The 16,089-nt window shown below is 43.4% G+C and carries 14 protein-coding genes; 3 read left to right on the forward strand and 11 right to left on the reverse strand.

The genetic code is table 11. The features are described 5' to 3' along the window. The 3 genes from pcaF to AWW72_RS07435 form a co-directional block, all read right to left on the reverse strand. On the reverse strand, positions 1-1,209 hold the full coding sequence (gene pcaF / locus AWW72_RS07425) for a 3-oxoadipyl-CoA thiolase (RefSeq protein ID WP_062846926.1): 1,209 nt from the start codon (positions 1,207-1,209) through the stop codon (positions 1-3). Between the two features lie 245 nt (positions 1,210-1,454). Continuing rightward, positions 1,455-2,108, reverse strand: coding sequence for a 3-oxoacid CoA-transferase subunit B (locus AWW72_RS07430; protein WP_062846927.1), 654 nt, complete (start codon positions 2,106-2,108; stop codon positions 1,455-1,457). 2 nt (positions 2,109-2,110) lie between these two features. Next, positions 2,111-2,794, reverse strand: coding sequence for a 3-oxoacid CoA-transferase subunit A (locus tag AWW72_RS07435; RefSeq protein WP_004772821.1), 684 nt, complete (start codon positions 2,792-2,794; stop codon positions 2,111-2,113). A 247-nt stretch (positions 2,795-3,041) separates the two neighbouring features. Between AWW72_RS07435 and pcaU the strand changes: the two genes are divergently transcribed. Next, a complete protein-coding gene (pcaU, locus tag AWW72_RS07440) occupies positions 3,042-3,866 on the forward strand; it encodes an IclR family transcriptional regulator PcaU (RefSeq protein WP_004772824.1) in 825 nt (274 codons plus the stop codon). A 182-nt stretch (positions 3,867-4,048) separates the two neighbouring features. On the opposite strand, the gene cntB is transcribed toward pcaU, so the two are convergent. The 6 genes from cntB to AWW72_RS07470 form a co-directional block, all read right to left on the reverse strand. After that, positions 4,049-5,005 (reverse strand): carnitine monooxygenase, reductase subunit CntB, encoded by a 957-nt coding sequence (cntB, locus tag AWW72_RS07445; RefSeq protein ID WP_062846928.1) that lies wholly within the window; start codon positions 5,003-5,005, stop codon positions 4,049-4,051. 105 nt (positions 5,006-5,110) lie between these two features. Next, positions 5,111-6,562 (reverse strand): NAD-dependent succinate-semialdehyde dehydrogenase, encoded by a 1,452-nt coding sequence (locus AWW72_RS07450; protein ID WP_062846929.1) that lies wholly within the window; start codon positions 6,560-6,562, stop codon positions 5,111-5,113. 72 nt (positions 6,563-6,634) lie between these two features. Further along, positions 6,635-7,750 (reverse strand): carnitine monooxygenase subunit alpha, encoded by a 1,116-nt coding sequence (gene cntA, locus AWW72_RS07455; RefSeq protein ID WP_004772828.1) that lies wholly within the window; start codon positions 7,748-7,750, stop codon positions 6,635-6,637. A gap of 64 nt (positions 7,751-7,814) precedes the next feature. Further along, on the reverse strand, positions 7,815-8,768 hold the full coding sequence (locus AWW72_RS07460; protein WP_062846930.1) for an alpha/beta hydrolase: 954 nt from the start codon (positions 8,766-8,768) through the stop codon (positions 7,815-7,817). Next, complete coding sequence (locus tag AWW72_RS07465; RefSeq protein ID WP_171254693.1) at positions 8,765-10,420, reverse strand: BCCT family transporter; 1,656 nt, start codon at positions 10,418-10,420, stop codon at positions 8,765-8,767. The genes AWW72_RS07460 and AWW72_RS07465 overlap by 4 nt, the downstream gene beginning before the upstream one ends. A gap of 39 nt (positions 10,421-10,459) precedes the next feature. Then, entirely contained in the window at positions 10,460-11,572 is a 1,113-nt protein-coding gene (locus AWW72_RS07470; protein ID WP_062846932.1) for a tartrate dehydrogenase, read from the reverse strand. A 100-nt stretch (positions 11,573-11,672) separates the two neighbouring features. Here AWW72_RS07470 and AWW72_RS07475 point away from each other — a divergent pair, with 100 nt between their 5' ends. Together AWW72_RS07475 and AWW72_RS07480 are read left to right on the forward strand one after the other, a co-directional pair. Next, positions 11,673-12,653 carry a LysR family transcriptional regulator gene (locus AWW72_RS07475; protein ID WP_004772837.1) on the forward strand — a complete coding sequence of 327 codons (981 nt, stop codon included), beginning with the start codon at positions 11,673-11,675 and terminating at the stop codon, positions 12,651-12,653. A 75-nt stretch (positions 12,654-12,728) separates the two neighbouring features. Next, the gene (locus AWW72_RS07480) at positions 12,729-13,562 is read left to right on the forward strand and encodes an EamA family transporter (RefSeq protein WP_062846933.1); all 834 of its coding nucleotides are present in this window, start codon (positions 12,729-12,731) and stop codon (positions 13,560-13,562) included. Positions 13,563-13,613: 51 nt separating this feature from the next. Here AWW72_RS07480 and AWW72_RS07485 read toward each other — a convergent pair whose 3' ends face one another. Then, a complete protein-coding gene (locus tag AWW72_RS07485) occupies positions 13,614-14,798 on the reverse strand; it encodes a porin (protein WP_062846934.1) in 1,185 nt (394 codons plus the stop codon). A 188-nt stretch (positions 14,799-14,986) separates the two neighbouring features. Continuing rightward, positions 14,987-15,934, reverse strand: a complete 948-nt coding sequence (locus tag AWW72_RS07490; RefSeq protein WP_062846935.1) for an RDD family protein — start codon at positions 15,932-15,934, stop codon at positions 14,987-14,989. Between the last annotated feature and the right edge of the window lie 155 nt (positions 15,935-16,089).

Here is a 16,089-nt window from a genome sequence, read left to right on the forward strand (position 1 = left end):
TCACTCAACACGTTGAATAATCAATGCAATGCCTTGACCGACACCGATACACATCGAACACAAGGCATATTCACCCTTGATCTGTTCAAGCTGGTTTAAAGCTGTGGTCACCAGACGCGCACCAGACGCACCCAATGGATGACCTAGGGCAATTGCACCACCATTCGGATTGACGCGTGCATCATCATCTGCCAAACCTAAATCACGGGTGACTGCCAAAGCTTGTGCAGCAAAAGCTTCGTTTAGCTCAATCACATCCATTTGCGCTAAAGAGAGATTGGCTTGTTTAAGCAGTTTCTTGATCGCAGGTGCAGGTGCAAAACCCATAATGCGAGGTTCAACACCCACTGTGGTGGCTGCAATAATTTTTGCACGTGGTTTAAGCTGGTATTTTTCGACGGCTTCGTCCGAAGCAATCAATACCGCAGCAGCGCCATCATTAATTCCAGAAGCATTACCTGCGGTCACTGTGCCTTCTGCTTTCACCACACCTTTAAGTTTAGTTAATGCTTCTAAAGTCGTTGATGCACGTGGATGCTCATCCGTATCCACCACAATGGCATCACCTTTACGCTGTGGAATGGTCACAGGGATGATTTCACGAGCAAAGAAGCCTTTGGCTTGTGCGGTTGCAGTACGTTGTTGGCTATTGAGGGCAAACTGATCTTGATCGGCACGGTTGATATTGAACTGTTCTGCCACGTTTTCTGCGGTTTGTGGCATGGTGTCCACACCATACATTTCTTTGAGCTTTGGATTGATAAAACGCCAGCCCATGGTGGTGTCTTCAATCTTTTGGTTGCGACCAAAGGCACTGTCTGATTTGCCCATCACATAAGGGGCACGGCTCATACTTTCCACACCGCCTGCAATAATCAGCTCGGCTTCGTTGGCTTTAATGGTACGGGCAGCCATGGCAATGGCATCCAATGAAGAACCACACAAACGGTTCACCGTGGTGGCTGGCACTTGATAAGGTAAGCCAGCTAATAATGCTGACATACGTCCCACATTACGGTTATCTTCACCTGCCTGATTGGCACAGCCATAGATCACATCATCCACTTGTTGCCAATCGACACTTGGGTTGCGTTGCATCAATGCCTGAAGTGGAATAGCTCCTAGGTCATCGGCACGTACTGGTGCAAGACCACCTGCATAACGACCAAATGGAGTACGGATGGCATCGATGATATAAGCGTTTTTCATATTCTTACATTTCCATTTCTAAATCTGTTGTGATCACTGCCACAAATTACGGGTTTAATCATTCTTCCTTTGCGTAGGCAATGCCTCGTTTCGCGGCGGCGGCATGGATGCCGCCCGTTGGACTGTGGTATATGGATATACCATCAGTCCAACAAAGGATTTTTGTTACTTTTTATCCTTAAAAAGTAAGGCATTGCCTATACAAAAGTCTCTGCTTTAACCCGTAATGAGTGGCTGTGTAAACATTATCCTTGAGTCGCATCAATCAATTGAGCACCCGTCAACGCCTGTAACTCCTCAAAGCTCAGACCATCCACTTTCTCAATCACTTTTAAACCCTCTTGGGTCACATCAATCACACACAGATCGGTATAAATCCGATCGACACATTTCAACCCTGTTGCTGGATATGAAAGTGCTTCAACAATCTTCGGTTCACCTTGCTTGGTGGTGTGATCAGTGGTGATAAATACTTTCTTGGCACCCACCGCCAGATCCATCGCCCCACCCACGGCAGGAATCGCATCCGCTGCTCCAGTATGCCAGTTGGCTAAATCACCATTGGCTGCCACCTGGAAAGCACCAAGCACTGCAATATCCAGATGTCCACCACGCATCATGGCAAAGGAATCACCATGATGGAAAAAACTACCGCCAGTCAGCATGGTAACGTATTCTTTCCCCGCATTGATGAGTTCAGGATCTTCTTCACCTTTGGCTGGTGGCGGCCCGAATGCCAGTAGGCCATTTTCCGAATGCAGGAATACATCTTTGTCTGCTTGAAGATAGTTTGAAATCTTGGTTGGAAGGCCGATGCCGAGATTGACATAAGCACCATCTGGAATATCTTGTGCGACACGTTCAGCAATCTGGTCACGGCTTAATTTTTGATAGCTCATGTTTATGCTCCTGTGCCAGTCGTCGCATCAACTGCGACCACATGCTGTACAAAAATCCCAGGGGTAATAATGTGTTCAGGATCAAGCTGACCGAGTTCAGCCAGTTCAGAAACCTGTGCAATGGTGACATCCGCTGCCATCGCCATGATCGGGCCAAAGTTACGGGCTGATTTGTTATAAACCAGATTGCCCCAGCGATCGCCTTTGTGTGCCTTGATCAATGCGAAGTCTGCTTTGATTGGGTATTCAAGCACGTAGTCTTTACCATCGATATGACGGGTTTCCTTGCCTTCAGCCAAAAGCGTACCGAAACCTGTTGGGGTAAATACCGCACCTAAGCCCATGCCAGCAGCCTGAATACGACAAGCCAGATTGCCTTGCGGCACCAATTCCAGCTCAATCTTGCCTGCACGATACAGTTCATCGAAGACCCATGAATCAGACTGACGTGGAAAGGAACAAATGATTTTACGTACTGCGCCTGTTTTCAGCAGTTTGGCCAAACCATAATCACCGTTACCAGCATTGTTATTGACGATGACCAGATCCTTGATCCCGAGTTCGATCAGTCCATCAATCAGTTCAGCGGGTTGTCCTGCGGTGCCGAAGCCACCAATCATGATGGTTGCTCCATCCTTGATCTGTGACAGTGCCTCGGTCAATGAGGCGGTACTCTTATCAATCATCTGACTACTTCCTGTACTGTGCATCACCCATTCATCCATCTAAAAGCCGATAAAATGAAGTTGAGTGTTTTGTTCGGATTTCTTCTATTTATTCTTGATAAATTCTGCGCTGACTTCTACGCTTTAAAATGGTTTTTGTTCGATTATTATTTTTTATGTTCGATCATCGAACATTATCCAAGTAAATTAGTCGTGATTAGATTAGAATAATTCTTCATCAAAGGATTTGAAATGGATAATCTAAACAATGGAAAATGATCAAGATAAAAGTCCGCGACTCATTCATCATAGTGAAAATAAAAAAACCATACGCCATGAGGATTTTATTGCGGGGATTGCCAAAGGTCTGTCCATTCTGGAATGTTTTGGGCCTGAACGCCACCGCCTGAATATGAGTACGGCGGCTGAAAAAACAGGGATGACCCGTGCCGCAGCTCGACGCCACCTACTGACGCTAGAATACTTAGGCTATTTAGATTTTGATGGTCATTATTATTATTTATCTCCAAAAATTTTAAAATTCTCAGGAGCTTATCTCGATGGCTCCTCTCTCCCGAAAATCTGTCAACCTTTACTGAATCTCTTAACCAATCAGACTTCACTGATTTATTCAGTCATGGTGCTAGATAGCTACGAAGCAATTACCATTGCCCGTAGTGCCGCCCATCAACAAACTGATCGGGTCAATCCTTATGGCTTGCATTTGGGTAATCGTCTCCCCGCCCACGCCACTTCGGCTGGCAAGATTTTACTGGCACATTTAACGCCCGAACAACAAAAACGCTGGTTAGAAAAATATCCATTAAAACGTTTGACCAAATACACCCATACCGATAGTGAAGAGTTTCTGGATTTACTCCACGAAATCAAGGAACAAGATTGGTGTTATTCTTGTGAAGAACATGAGTTGGGCGTACATGCAGTTGCTGTACCCATTTATGATTCCAATGCCAGCGTAGTCGCGGCACTGAATATTGTGTCCCCGACCATGCGCACCACCAAAGACTATTTAATTACCCATATTCTGCCGTTATTACAGGAAACGGCGCGTGATTTACGACAAGTGATTTAATTCAAAATCTTAAGGCAAAAAAATGCCACATCTGGAATGTGGCGAAAGGTGTACTGTGTATACGGTTATTTCCGTCCTTTTAAATTAATTGCCCCAGCTTAAATGAATATTAATTTTAAACCTTTCACATCTACATTGATTTGAGTGGCTAAAAAACACGCTGAGGCAATCAGTCAGACAGCTTACAGATCAAGTACCAATTTCTTGCCTTTGGCACGTGACACGCAGATCATCATGGACTGCTGTGATGCTTTTTCATCATCACTCAGATACTGATCGAAATGCTCTGCCTCACCTTCCAGAATCATGGTTTCACAAGTCCCACACACACCTTCACGACATAAACATTCCACATCAATGTTGAGGAGTTCAATCGCCTGCAAGATCGTCTGGTTCCCTTGTACTTCCACTTCCTGATTCGATTTTGCCAGAACAACCGTAAATGCTTCACCTTCCTCTGGTACGGTAGATGCAAATTGCTCCCAGTGAATATATTCATCGCGGTAACGATGGTAATTACAACGATCAATCACTGCATCAATCATCGGTTTCGGACCACACACATAGACGTGCGTACCTTTAGGTTGAGATCCAATCAATTGATCGAGATCAAGATATTTTCCATCTGAATCAATATAGCTAACAATATGTTCGCCATGCTTTTGCTTGAGTTCTTCTAACAATGCAGCATGTTCTGGCGAACGGTAGGCATAATGCAATTCAAAGTCTGTACCACGCGCTGCCAGCTCATCCATTTGCGGTACAAACGGCGTAATCCCGATACCACCCGCAATTAAAATATGTTTCTCACCTTCTTCCGCCAACGGAAATAAATTCTTTGGTTCAGAAATCAGAATTTCACAGCCTTCATTGCACTGATCATGCATATAAACGGAGCCGCCTTTACCTTCGACATCCTTACGTACACAGACTTGGTAAGTCGAAAGATCTTGAGCACAACTCATCAGTGAATAGGCATTGGACAGTTGATCATTCATTTTGACAATGATATGACTGCCACCATTAAACTGAGGAAAATTTTGTCCGTCCTGACGTTTAAATGTGAACCGTTTAATCAATGGGGTCAGTTGCTCTACACGAGTGACCACTGATGGGAACATTTCATAATGACTAGCCATGTCTAAATCCTCTTTACCGCATGCTGCTCATCTAAGCATTTTCTAATTTTAACTGCATATTTTGCCTATGGACCCTCGATGAGAGAGTCCCAACAGGCATTGTTGCTATAATCCTAAACACATATATTTAATGGTCATGAACTCTTCTAAACCGTATTTAGAACCTTCACGCCCCACACCAGATTGTTTAACACCACCAAATGGCACGACTTCATTGGAAATCGCGGTTGAGTTCATCCCAACCATGCCATATTCCAGTTGTTCAGCGACACGCCAGATCCGTGAAATGTTTTCGCTATACACATAGGCAGCCAAACCAAAAATCGTATCATTGGCTTGCGCGACCACATCGGCTTCATCTGTAAAGCGAATTAAAGGGGCCACAGGGCCAAAGATTTCTTCCTGAACAATTTCCATATCACGCGATACGTCGGTTAGCACGGTCGGTTCAAAGAAAGTTTGTCCAAGTGCATGTTGTTTACCACCGCACGCCACTTGTGCACCTTTGCCACAGGCATCATCAATTAACTGTTGAGCTTTAAGCACGGCCTTTTCATTGATTAACGGTCCAATCTGTACATTCTGTTCCAAACCATTACCAATTTTGAATTTCTGTACTTCTTGTACAAATTTCTCGGTAAATGCCTGATAAATCTTGTCATGTACATAAATCCGATTGGCACAGACACAGGTTTGTCCCGCATTACGGAACTTGGCAAAGATTGCGCCTTGAACTGCTTTATCCAAATCAGCATCATCAAATACGATCAGTGGTGCATTGCCACCCAGTTCAAGTGCCAGTTTTTTGATGGTATCTGAACATTGCTGCATCAATAAACGTCCGACCGGCGTAGAACCTGTAAAAGTCAGTTTTTTGACTTTTTCATGGCTGGTAAATACCGAACCAATTTCTTGCGATTTGCCTGTAACTACATTAATGACACCTGCTGGAATGCCTGCCATTTCAGCCAGTTTAGCAATTGCAAGTGCACAATATGGGGTTTCATTGGCAGGTTTGATCACGATGGTACAACCCGCTGCCAAAGCAGGCGCAGCTTTGCGGGTAATCATCGCGATCGGGAAATTCCACGGCGTAATTGCAGCAACCACGCCAACAGGTTCTTTGGTCACAATAAAACGCTGTTGGCTATTGGTGGTCGGAATCACATCGCCATAAACACGTTTGCCCTCTTCCGCGAACCATTGAATAAATGAAGCTGCATATTTCACTTCACCCAATGCTTCGGCCAAAGGTTTACCCTGCTCAATGGTCATGATCCGTGCCAGTTCATCAGCGTGACTCAAAACTAGTTGATGCCAAGCCAATAACAGATCTGCACGTTTTTGTGCCGTTAATCCTCTCCATGCAGCTAAAGCCTGATACGCCACTTCAACCGCGTCTGTGGCTTCTGCAGCACCCATATTCGGAATCAAGCCAATTTCTTCACCCGTGGCTGGATTGGTCACAGGAATGGTGGCATTGGTTTGCGCATTGACCCATTGGCCATTAATCAATCCGCGTTGTTGAAATAATTGACTTCCTTGCAAACTTGACATGTCATGATCCTATCGATTGAAAGCAAGGTACGGTCTTATTTTCACCGTACCCTTAATGAGCCTGATACAAAATTACTTGTGGTACTGCGCAACAAGATTCTGGAAATAAGCAATACCATGCTCACTGATGCCTGAACGTTGCTTATCGGTCATGATACGGCCCTGACCGCGATAACCTCGTGATTTCAAGCCACGTTGTACACTTTCAACCAGTTCAAGGTCTTCAGGACGGAAGACATTGCGATACCATTCGATCAAATCTTTCTGATCTTGAGTCAACTCTTCATTGGTGAAGAAAATATCGTAGTGCTGCAAAGTGGTTTCCGCATCCATCGGGAACTCATAGATCACCGTCATGAAGTTTGCACCGGGTGGCACGTTAAACATGGTGCAAGGCCAAGTCCAGAAACCGCTAAAAGTCGGATCTTTGACTGATGGATCAAGCTTGAAGGACTTCTCTGAAGAACGTGCATAACCATATTGCAAAGTCCAGTTTTGATGCGTAGTGTGCCAGTATTTATCGACCTGTACCGAGTCTGCAAAACCAGGATGCGCTGGGCCACAGTGATAACATTCTAAATAGTTATCCACGATCACTTTCCAGTTCGCAGGCGTTTCCGTTACGAAACGTGCAGCCAGTTTCAAGTCTTTGATCACAGCACAAGCTTCATTCAGTTTCTGTGCAAATTCAGGCAATTGATCTTCAACACAAGTGGCATTTTCATCCATATTGATAAAGACAAAACCACCATATTCTTCAACCTTTAACGGCACCATGCTTGAGTTTTGCTTGTCGAAAGACTCGACATGATCACAGTTACGTGCCAATGCCAAACTACCATCCAGCTTAAATGTCCATGCATGATACGGACAGGTAATCACATTTTTCGCTTTGCCACTGCCACTTAACAACTCATGACCACGATGCGGGCAGACATTATAAAATGCACGTAATACGCTGTCTTTGCCGCGAATCACGATAATATTTTCACCAATCACCTTACGGGTAATATAGTCATTGGCTTGGGCAACTTCACTGCCATGTGCCACGCAAATCCAGCTTTTCGCAAAAATTTCTTCTTTTTCACGCTCAAATACCTGAGAAGATGTGTAGAACACTTTTGGAAATGTCCACGCCACATTTGGGTTTGAACAGAAATCTTCTGGTAATTTTTCAACTGCATTCATGGTTTTACTCCATTAAACTCTTTTGTCCTAACGACCGTTTTATCAAAATTGGCTGGTGTTCAAATCACTTGAACATTTGCTTTAACGAACTCAGCATGTGCTGATATAAATCCTGCACCACAGGACAATCACGTACTAAACGTAAACTGCCATGCAGTAATCCTTTGCCGAGATAAAACTCGGCGGCAATATTGGCTTGTTTTAACTTGTCCACGAAAATACGTCCGTCGTCACTCAGTGGATCATATTCAGCCACCGCAACAAAGCTATGGGGCATGTCAGAAAAATCCTGTGCATTTAATGGCGCTAAACGTGTATCTTTCCAGTCACTTTCATTCGGAGCATATTGTTTTAGGTAATAATGCATTTCCTCTAACGTGAGTAACGGCGCATGTGCATGCTGCTGGCAAGACGCTGTTTCAAAACTGCTGCTCAAACATGGATAGATCAAGGCCAAACCACAGGCCTGATTGCCTGTATGCTGTAGCTGAACCGCCAGTGCCGCAGCTAAATTGCCGCCTGCACTGTCGCCTGCTAACACAATCTGTGCCGGGTTAATGTTCCAGTCTGCGCCATGCGCGCGGAGCCATTTATAAGCCGTTTCACAATCCTCATAAGCGGCTGGGAAATGATGTTCTGGCACCAAACGATAATCGACACTTAGCACCGCAACATTCAGATCACGACATAAATAACGGGTAATAAATTCATGTGAATCCAGATTACCCAGCATCCAGCCACCACCATGGATAAACAGAATACAAGGCCAACCCGCTTCAGGGGCCTCGCCCCGTGGTGAATACAACCGAACATTGACGGGATGAGTGGTATGCGCAACGGTTTTATCTTCAATATTGACCGCACCATCGCGTGGCAAGGTGTAATGCAGGCACATGGCATCGTAGGCTGCACGAATTGAATCAATATCATTATCCGCTGCTGAATAAATGCTGCTCCAATACACCAGACTTTGCATTTCTTCGCTTAACTCATAGCGCGTGTTCGGTTGCTGGGTCATAACAATTCCTTTTGACTGCTTTTATGCGCAACTGCTGTTGCCGCGATATCAATCTGCATTTGTTGATTTGAGTCCGTATGCTCAAGCGCTTCCAAGTCATTAAAGCTATTCTGCTCGATCAAATGCGATGGCACCTTGGAATAATCCTCAATCAGCCACTTCACCAAACCATAGGTCTGCACCAGAATAATCACAATAAACGGCAAGGCAGTCACAATGGTCGCAGTTTTCATGGTGTCTAACGGCGCCTTCGAGAAAATCATCGCAATTGGCACTAGAGTTAACATCACACACCAGAATAAACGCGCATTTGGAGACGGATCCTGCCCTTCACGCAAACCGCGAGTACAGGTTGCAGAGACGGCATAACCGACCGCATCCATATGTGCTGCAAGGAAAATCACCATAATGCCAAGGAATAACCACATCATCAGCTTGCCTGCTGGTAGTAAACCGAGCAGTTGACCGATCGCCACTTCACCGCCTTGCTGACTCAAGACTTGCGGGACATTGACCATACCGTGAATAAAGCTATAGACACTGTAATTCTCAAACACACCGAAAATGAACCATAAACCAACGCTACCACCGATGACCATGGCAAGAATCACTTCTTTAATAGTGCGTCCTTTTGAGACGCGGGTAACAAATAATGCCACGCCCGGTGCATAAGAAATCCACCATAACCAATAGAACACAGTCCATTCACGAGTGAATTTTCCATCGCCCATCGGGTCAGTAAACAAACTCATATCCACAAAGTTGGTCGCCATGAGGCCAAAGCTCATCAACGAATTATTCATAATGAATTGGGTTGGGCCAAAGCACAGCACATAGATGGCAAACAGCACCACACCCAAACACACCATATGACTCAAGCGTTGCATGCCTTTATCCATACCGACGTAAGAGCTCAGTGCGAATAAGATGGATACCGCTAAAATGATGATGACTTTGGTCATAAAGGTATTTGGAATACCGGTTAGTTGCGACAGAATGTTGGTAAAGGTCACAGCAGTCAAAACCAGTGAAATGGTCAAGGCACCAAACATGCACAGCAAGAACATCAGATCGACCACACGCCCAACTGGACCCGTTGCTTTAAAGCCCGTCACGGCTTCAATCACAGATGCGAGACTCAGACCTTTATTCTTTCTGACATGATAGCTGTAGCACAATGAAATCGACGCCAAGGCATAGATCGACCATGCACTCAAACCAGAGTGAAAGAAGGAATAAGCCACGCTGTATTTCAGCGCTGCTGCCGATTCAGGTGCTAAATTTAAACCTGGGGTTTGGTAATAATAAGCCCAGTCTAAAAAGCCCCAGTACAAGGTGGAAGACCCAATCCCAGATAGAATGAACATGAAAATCCATGACATCGTGCTGTATTGAGGTTTACCTTCACCGAGCTTGATCTTGCCGTATTTACTAAAAGCCAAACCAAAGGTAAAAATAATTGATAAAAAAGCAAATAAAAGTACTGGCGTGGTAAACACTGACGTGGTCCACTGCATCCATTTTGCAGCCAGTTGTATTGATTCAGATGAGTAGATTGCCAAACCAGCCACCGATGTAAACACAACGGCAAGACTGGTGATCGCAAGCGTCTTATCTGTATAAGGTTTTGTAATTTGATTATCCATATCTATTCAATCCATCTCGGATAGTGACTATTCCCTAAGAGATACTTACTCCATCGCGAATAAATCCATTTTTTGCTCAGTCACACAGGATGCAATTGCATCACCTACTTCATAAGTCTTGGCAGTTCCACCGACATCTGGCGTTTTAGGGCCATGTACCAAAACATGCTCAATCGCCTGCATGATTTCCTGTCCAGCCTGAATCACCTGTTCATCACCGTCTGCCAAGAAATCCAGCATCATCGCACCCGACCAAATTGCAGCAATCGGATTGGCAATTTGTTGTCCGTAAATATCTGGTGCTGAACCATGTACAGGTTCAAACAAGGATGGAAACTTACGTTCGGGGTTTAAGTTTGCCGAAGCCGCCAAACCAATCGTGCCCGTACATGCAGGTCCCAAATCCGATAAAATATCACCAAATAAATTCGATGCCACCACCACATCAAAACGCTCAGGTTGCAATACAAACCGTGCCGCTAAAATATCGACATGCTGTTTATCTGCCTTGATTTGCGGATAGCGTTTAGCCATTTCATCGACACGTTCGTCCCAGTACGGCATACTCACCGCAATGCCGTTAGATTTGGTTGCAGCCGTGATTTTTTTCGCCTCACGCTGATCTGCAAATTCAAATGCATATTTCAAAATGCGATCGACACCATGACGGGTAAAAACTGCTTCCTGCAAAACAAACTCACGATCTGTGCCTTCAAAGGCTTTACCACCAATCGCAGAGTATTCACCTTCACTATTTTCACGAACCACATAAAAATCGATATCACCCGGTTGCTTGCCCGCCAGTGGACATTTCACTCCCGGCATTAACCGAACTGGACGTAAGTTCACATACTGATCAAAACGACGGCGGAACTGAAGCAATGATCCCCACAGTGAAATGTGATCAGGCACCTTGTCAGGCCAACCCACTGCACCAAAGAAAATTGCGTCATATTCCTGTAGAACTTCAAACCAGTTATCTGGCATCATTTTGCCGTGTTCTAGGTAGTAATCACAGCTGGCCCAATCAAAGCTATCCATTTGAAGTTGAATGCCATATTTGTCTGCCGCTGCCTTTACAACCTTGATGCCTTCTGGTAGAACTTCTAAGCCAATTCCATCGCCCGCAATCGTGGCAACTTTATACTTTTTTGCCATAACGCTCCCTTACACCTTTGGTTAATATCCTTAGCTGTAAACATGCTGTTTTCGGCAACAATGATCAATAAGAAAACTATCACCCCAATGGACACGGATCGTGAATAATCTACCTAACCTATCGGATTTAAAGGTTTTTTGTACAGTCGCCAAACGCAAGAGTTTTGTCGATTCAGCTGAGGAGCTGGGCGTTTCACCTGCATTTATCAGTAAACGCATCAATATTTTAGAAACCAACCTGAACTGCAAACTATTCCATCGTAGTACCCGTCATGTCAGTTTGACCGAGGATGGCAAACTGATTCTGGATCGGGTCTCCAATATTCTGGATGAATTCGATGAAATCAGTGAGCTGGTCAATAACCCCTTAAGCACGCCAACGGGTCATCTCGACATTGTCAGCAGCTTTGGTTTTGGCCGAAAACATGTTGCGCCGATTCTGTCTAAACTGTTGACCATGTATCCAAAACTTGAGATCCAGTTCGATACCATTGACAACACCAAAGACCTGATTCAGCACAGCATTGATTTGGATATTCGAATTGGTAATGACATTGCACCGAATATGATTGCCAAAAAACTGGTTTCAAATTTTCGGATTTTTTGTGCAGCACCCAGTTATTTGTTGAAACATGGCATGCCTGAAAATCTGGAAGATTTACGCAGCCACGATTGCCTAACCATCAGTGAACGTGATCAGTCCTCAGTCTTATGGAAATTGCGTCATACCTCGGAAGATATGTCCGTCCATGTCACACCGCGCTTCATTTCCAATAATGGCGAGATTATTCACCAGTTAGCCATTGAAGGACATGGCATTATCTTACGTTCGATCTGGGATGTGGCAGATGAATTGATTAGCGGTGAATTGCAGCACATTTTGCCTGAATACTGGCAAGATGCCGATGTCTGGGCGGTTTATCCTTCGCGTTTAAAAAGCTCGTCAAAATTACAGACCTGTATTCTGTTTATTCAAAATGAACTGATTAACCGTTTACAACATATCCAGAATCTGACGCGTGGAAAGCTGATTCAGCCAGTTGAGCCAATCAATCCAAATACTGAAAAAGTATTTCTATAATCGCGATAAGCTGCGTGCTTTCTTTTTTCAGCAATATCATGCACATTAGCGAGATCATGAATCAGCAGGCAGCCTATGAGCACGGCAATATTTGTCCTTATTTTAATTGCAGCAGCATGCCATGCCAGCTGGAATGCCATTGTAAAGGCAGGGACAAATAAGTTTTTAACCACGGTACTGGTCACGGCATCAGCAGCAGTTTTAGCCGCGATCCTGTTACCCTTTTTTCCAATACCACACAGTGATAGCTGGCCTTATATTCTGGCTTCAACGGCAATACAAATTCTGTATTTTGGACTGGTTGCCAAAATCTATCGCGTTGCTGATATGGGGCTGACCTATCCGCTGATGCGTGGCACTGCCCCCCTTATTGTGGCAGTATTCGGTACGTTTTTGCTGCATGAGCAACTGGAATTTAATGCGTGGATTGGCATTATCTCCATCTCCATCGGTATCCTATCCATGATCTTGGCTGCTCCTAAAACGGGACGTAAAGGCATTGGTCTGGCCTTGCTGAATGCAGTGCTGATCGCAGGTTATACTTTGCTGGATGGTCATGGTATTCGTCTTTCAGGATCACCTATTTCCTATATTTTATGGAGCTTTGTTCTCTCAGGCCTGATCTTTTTGATGTTCGCCTTGAGAATACAATATCGACAAATGGGTGCATATTTCCGCCTGAATTGGCATTTAGGCTTAATCGGTGGCATTGGTTCATTTTTTTCTTATGGCTTAGCACTGTGGTCGATGACCTTTGCACCCGTTGCCGTTGTCGCCGCATTGCGTGAAACCTCAATTTTATTTGCCACACTAATCTCGATTTTTATTCTGAAAGAACGCATCAATGCAGTACGAATTATGTCCTCATGTCTCATTTTAATTGGCGCTTTGATCCTCAGAATCGCCTAAATAAAAAAGCCAGTCCATGACGAAAAGACTGGCTCATTTTCGATATTGAATTTAGAAATAATAACCCAGCGATAAATAGAACAATTTATTCCATTGATTACTGTCACCTTGAGCAAGGCCATCTGCACCACTGCCCGTCATCGGGTCATTACGGCTCCAGATATATTCACCCTGTATGCCGATTTTTTTATAGTTAAAATACAGACCTGCGATTAAACGATCCGAATCTTGATAGCCCGATTCATCTTTATAAAAACGGCTATAAGATACGTAAGGTTTAATATTTTCTAACTGATAGAAAGGCTTGGCAAAGGTGTAGTTGATTTCATTGGCCATATATTTGCCTTTATTGGCGACCTGATAGGGATAATCAAATGCCCCAATCGTCGAACTTTTCGGTAAAAGATCATCTGCATTTTTAACGTCCTGCTCGCCTGCCAAGAACAACCATTGCCATGCCTGATAATTGGTGGTGCTAAAAACACTCCAGGTACTACGATGTCCATTTCGATTAGTGCGATTATTTTCCAGTTCCGAATACCAGTAAGAACCACCAATTTCAGTCGAGAAATTCTGCGATTGATCGATATCAAACTTTCTGGAAAAGCGCGTCACCCACATGTTCTTTTCATCAATATCAGTGCCTTGGGTCAAATCATCAGCTCGTACAAAGTTCCCGCTATAACGACTTGAATCTTTGGATGTTCCTTTATAATTTCCACCATCGGTTGGATAAAAACCGAGAATGAAGTTGTACAGATTGTCCTTAAACTGGTACTTCACTCCAAGGTTTTGAATGTCTTCCAGTCCAACGGTATTGAGTAAAGTTTCATAATAGCTATTGCCCCACAGTCGTCCAAAGCCAAAATCAACCGATTGCAAACCAACTGTTACCCGTTGCTGATCTGAAAATTTATAGCCTGCCCAAGCATCTTTTAGAAATAAAGCATCACATAAGCGATCATACTGGTAGCAACGCACATCCATGGATGCGATCCAATTCGGATTTTCATAACTCAATACCGCTTTGATATCTGCCAGTCGCCAGTCATCGTTCTTGGAACCTTCATTGGCTTCAACAACATAATCTTTATGAATATAACGGGTACGGATTGCGCCTGTCAGTTTCAGTTCACCCGATTGTGTTTTCGGGTCACCGATACTTAAATCGGCTGCCAAGACAGGCATATTTACCAAGACACCCATTGAACCTAAGAGAAGCAGTGCTTTTTTCATTGTTGTACGTCCTTGTTTAACCTCATAAGAAAATGAAGAAATTCATTCAGACAAACAATGCTTAAACTATAAAGTCGGTCTTTACGGAGTGTGTTTAATGATGAATCATTCATAAAGCTTTTGAAGCGACTTGCATCCCAATTAAATCGTTTGATTAATGAAACACATAGCTTCAGCTTTTTCATGGTTTAAAAATTTACGGTAGAAATCTCTTCTACAACCTTTAATCCTTGCTGCGTTTTTTTAACTGAATACATGTTCAAATTAATGGATGAAGCTAGACCAAATTGAAACCGTGTACTTAAAAGTAATGAAATTTTATTGTCTTCATTTATCAACTGCGGCTTAAATCTTTGCAGGTTGTCTACGAACTCTTGTGCGAAAAATGAATTATTCAGTTTTGACAAATCATTGATCTGAACATCAAACAAAATGAATTGAGTCTCTGATTCATCTTCCATTTCTGAAATCTGTTTTACATGAATAATTTCAGGTTGAATGTGTTTAAACTGTTTAATTTCAACAAACTCCTCCCGATCAAATACATTGAAAGAAGATGCCCCAGTTCCTAAACACACCAGAGTGATGAGCAATGCAAAAATTGTATGCTTAGGCCACATCTCAGGGACAGGCTGTTCTTGATCATTTTTTTGTAAGTTAACAACCATTGAACCCGCAATAAAATCATGGACAGAACGACGATTGCGACGGTTAAAGATATAAAAATAAACAATCAGGATTTGTAAGCAGACCAGTAATAAGTTGAATACTTCAGACAAAAATAAAATAGGAAAATAGTCACTTAATGACATCAAGCATGATGGAGCAAATAAGATGGCTGAACGCAGCAATGATGGAATGACAGCAAGATCATCTCCATGTTTGTCTGCCACTTTAATTTTTAAAAGCTGCTTTCCGAAAGTTTGCCCAGAATTTAAATGACTGTTTAATAAGCTGAAATATAAAATAACAAAAAAATAGCCAACCAAGATAGATATAATTGGAAATTGGTACAAAACGTTAGAGAGAAGCTGAGTCACACTCCAACAGAAACCACCTACCAGTAATAAATCAATAAGAAAAGCGAATGATCGACGCCAGAAACCAGCGATATAAGAAGATTTTACAGAAGACAAAACTTACCCTTTATAATTAATCAAAAATCAACATCTACACTTTAGTTACTTAAACAGTAATTTAGGATTATATAATGAATCATAATAAAATACATTAATGAAGCATCTCACCCAAGGTTTTTATATTCAACCATTCTTCATCAGTATATTCCATC

It is taken from the genome of Acinetobacter sp. NRRL B-65365 (assembly GCF_001605865.1).
GTDB lineage: Bacteria > Pseudomonadota > Gammaproteobacteria > Pseudomonadales > Moraxellaceae > Acinetobacter > Acinetobacter vivianii.

Bases quoted from the DNA above. Each gene is read 5' to 3' on its own strand.
- pcaF (WP_062846926.1), bottom strand. From the start codon at position 1,209: ATGAAAAACGCTTATATCATCGATGCCATCCGTACTCCATTTGGTCGT.
- AWW72_RS07430 (WP_062846927.1), bottom strand. From the start codon at position 2,108: ATGAGCTATCAAAAATTAAGCCGTGACCAGATTGCTGAACGTGTCGCA.
- AWW72_RS07435 (WP_004772821.1), bottom strand. From the start codon at position 2,794: ATGATTGATAAGAGTACCGCCTCATTGACCGAGGCACTGTCACAGATC.
- pcaU (WP_004772824.1), top strand. From the start codon at position 3,042: ATGGAAAATGATCAAGATAAAAGTCCGCGACTCATTCATCATAGTGAA.
- cntB (WP_062846928.1), bottom strand. From the start codon at position 5,005: ATGGCTAGTCATTATGAAATGTTCCCATCAGTGGTCACTCGTGTAGAG.
- AWW72_RS07450 (WP_062846929.1), bottom strand. From the start codon at position 6,562: ATGTCAAGTTTGCAAGGAAGTCAATTATTTCAACAACGCGGATTGATT.
- cntA (WP_004772828.1), bottom strand. From the start codon at position 7,750: ATGAATGCAGTTGAAAAATTACCAGAAGATTTCTGTTCAAACCCAAAT.
- AWW72_RS07460 (WP_062846930.1), bottom strand. From the start codon at position 8,768: ATGACCCAGCAACCGAACACGCGCTATGAGTTAAGCGAAGAAATGCAA.
- AWW72_RS07470 (WP_062846932.1), bottom strand. From the start codon at position 11,572: ATGGCAAAAAAGTATAAAGTTGCCACGATTGCGGGCGATGGAATTGGC.
- AWW72_RS07480 (WP_062846933.1), top strand. From the start codon at position 12,729: ATGAGCACGGCAATATTTGTCCTTATTTTAATTGCAGCAGCATGCCAT.
- AWW72_RS07485 (WP_062846934.1), bottom strand. From the start codon at position 14,798: ATGAAAAAAGCACTGCTTCTCTTAGGTTCAATGGGTGTCTTGGTAAAT.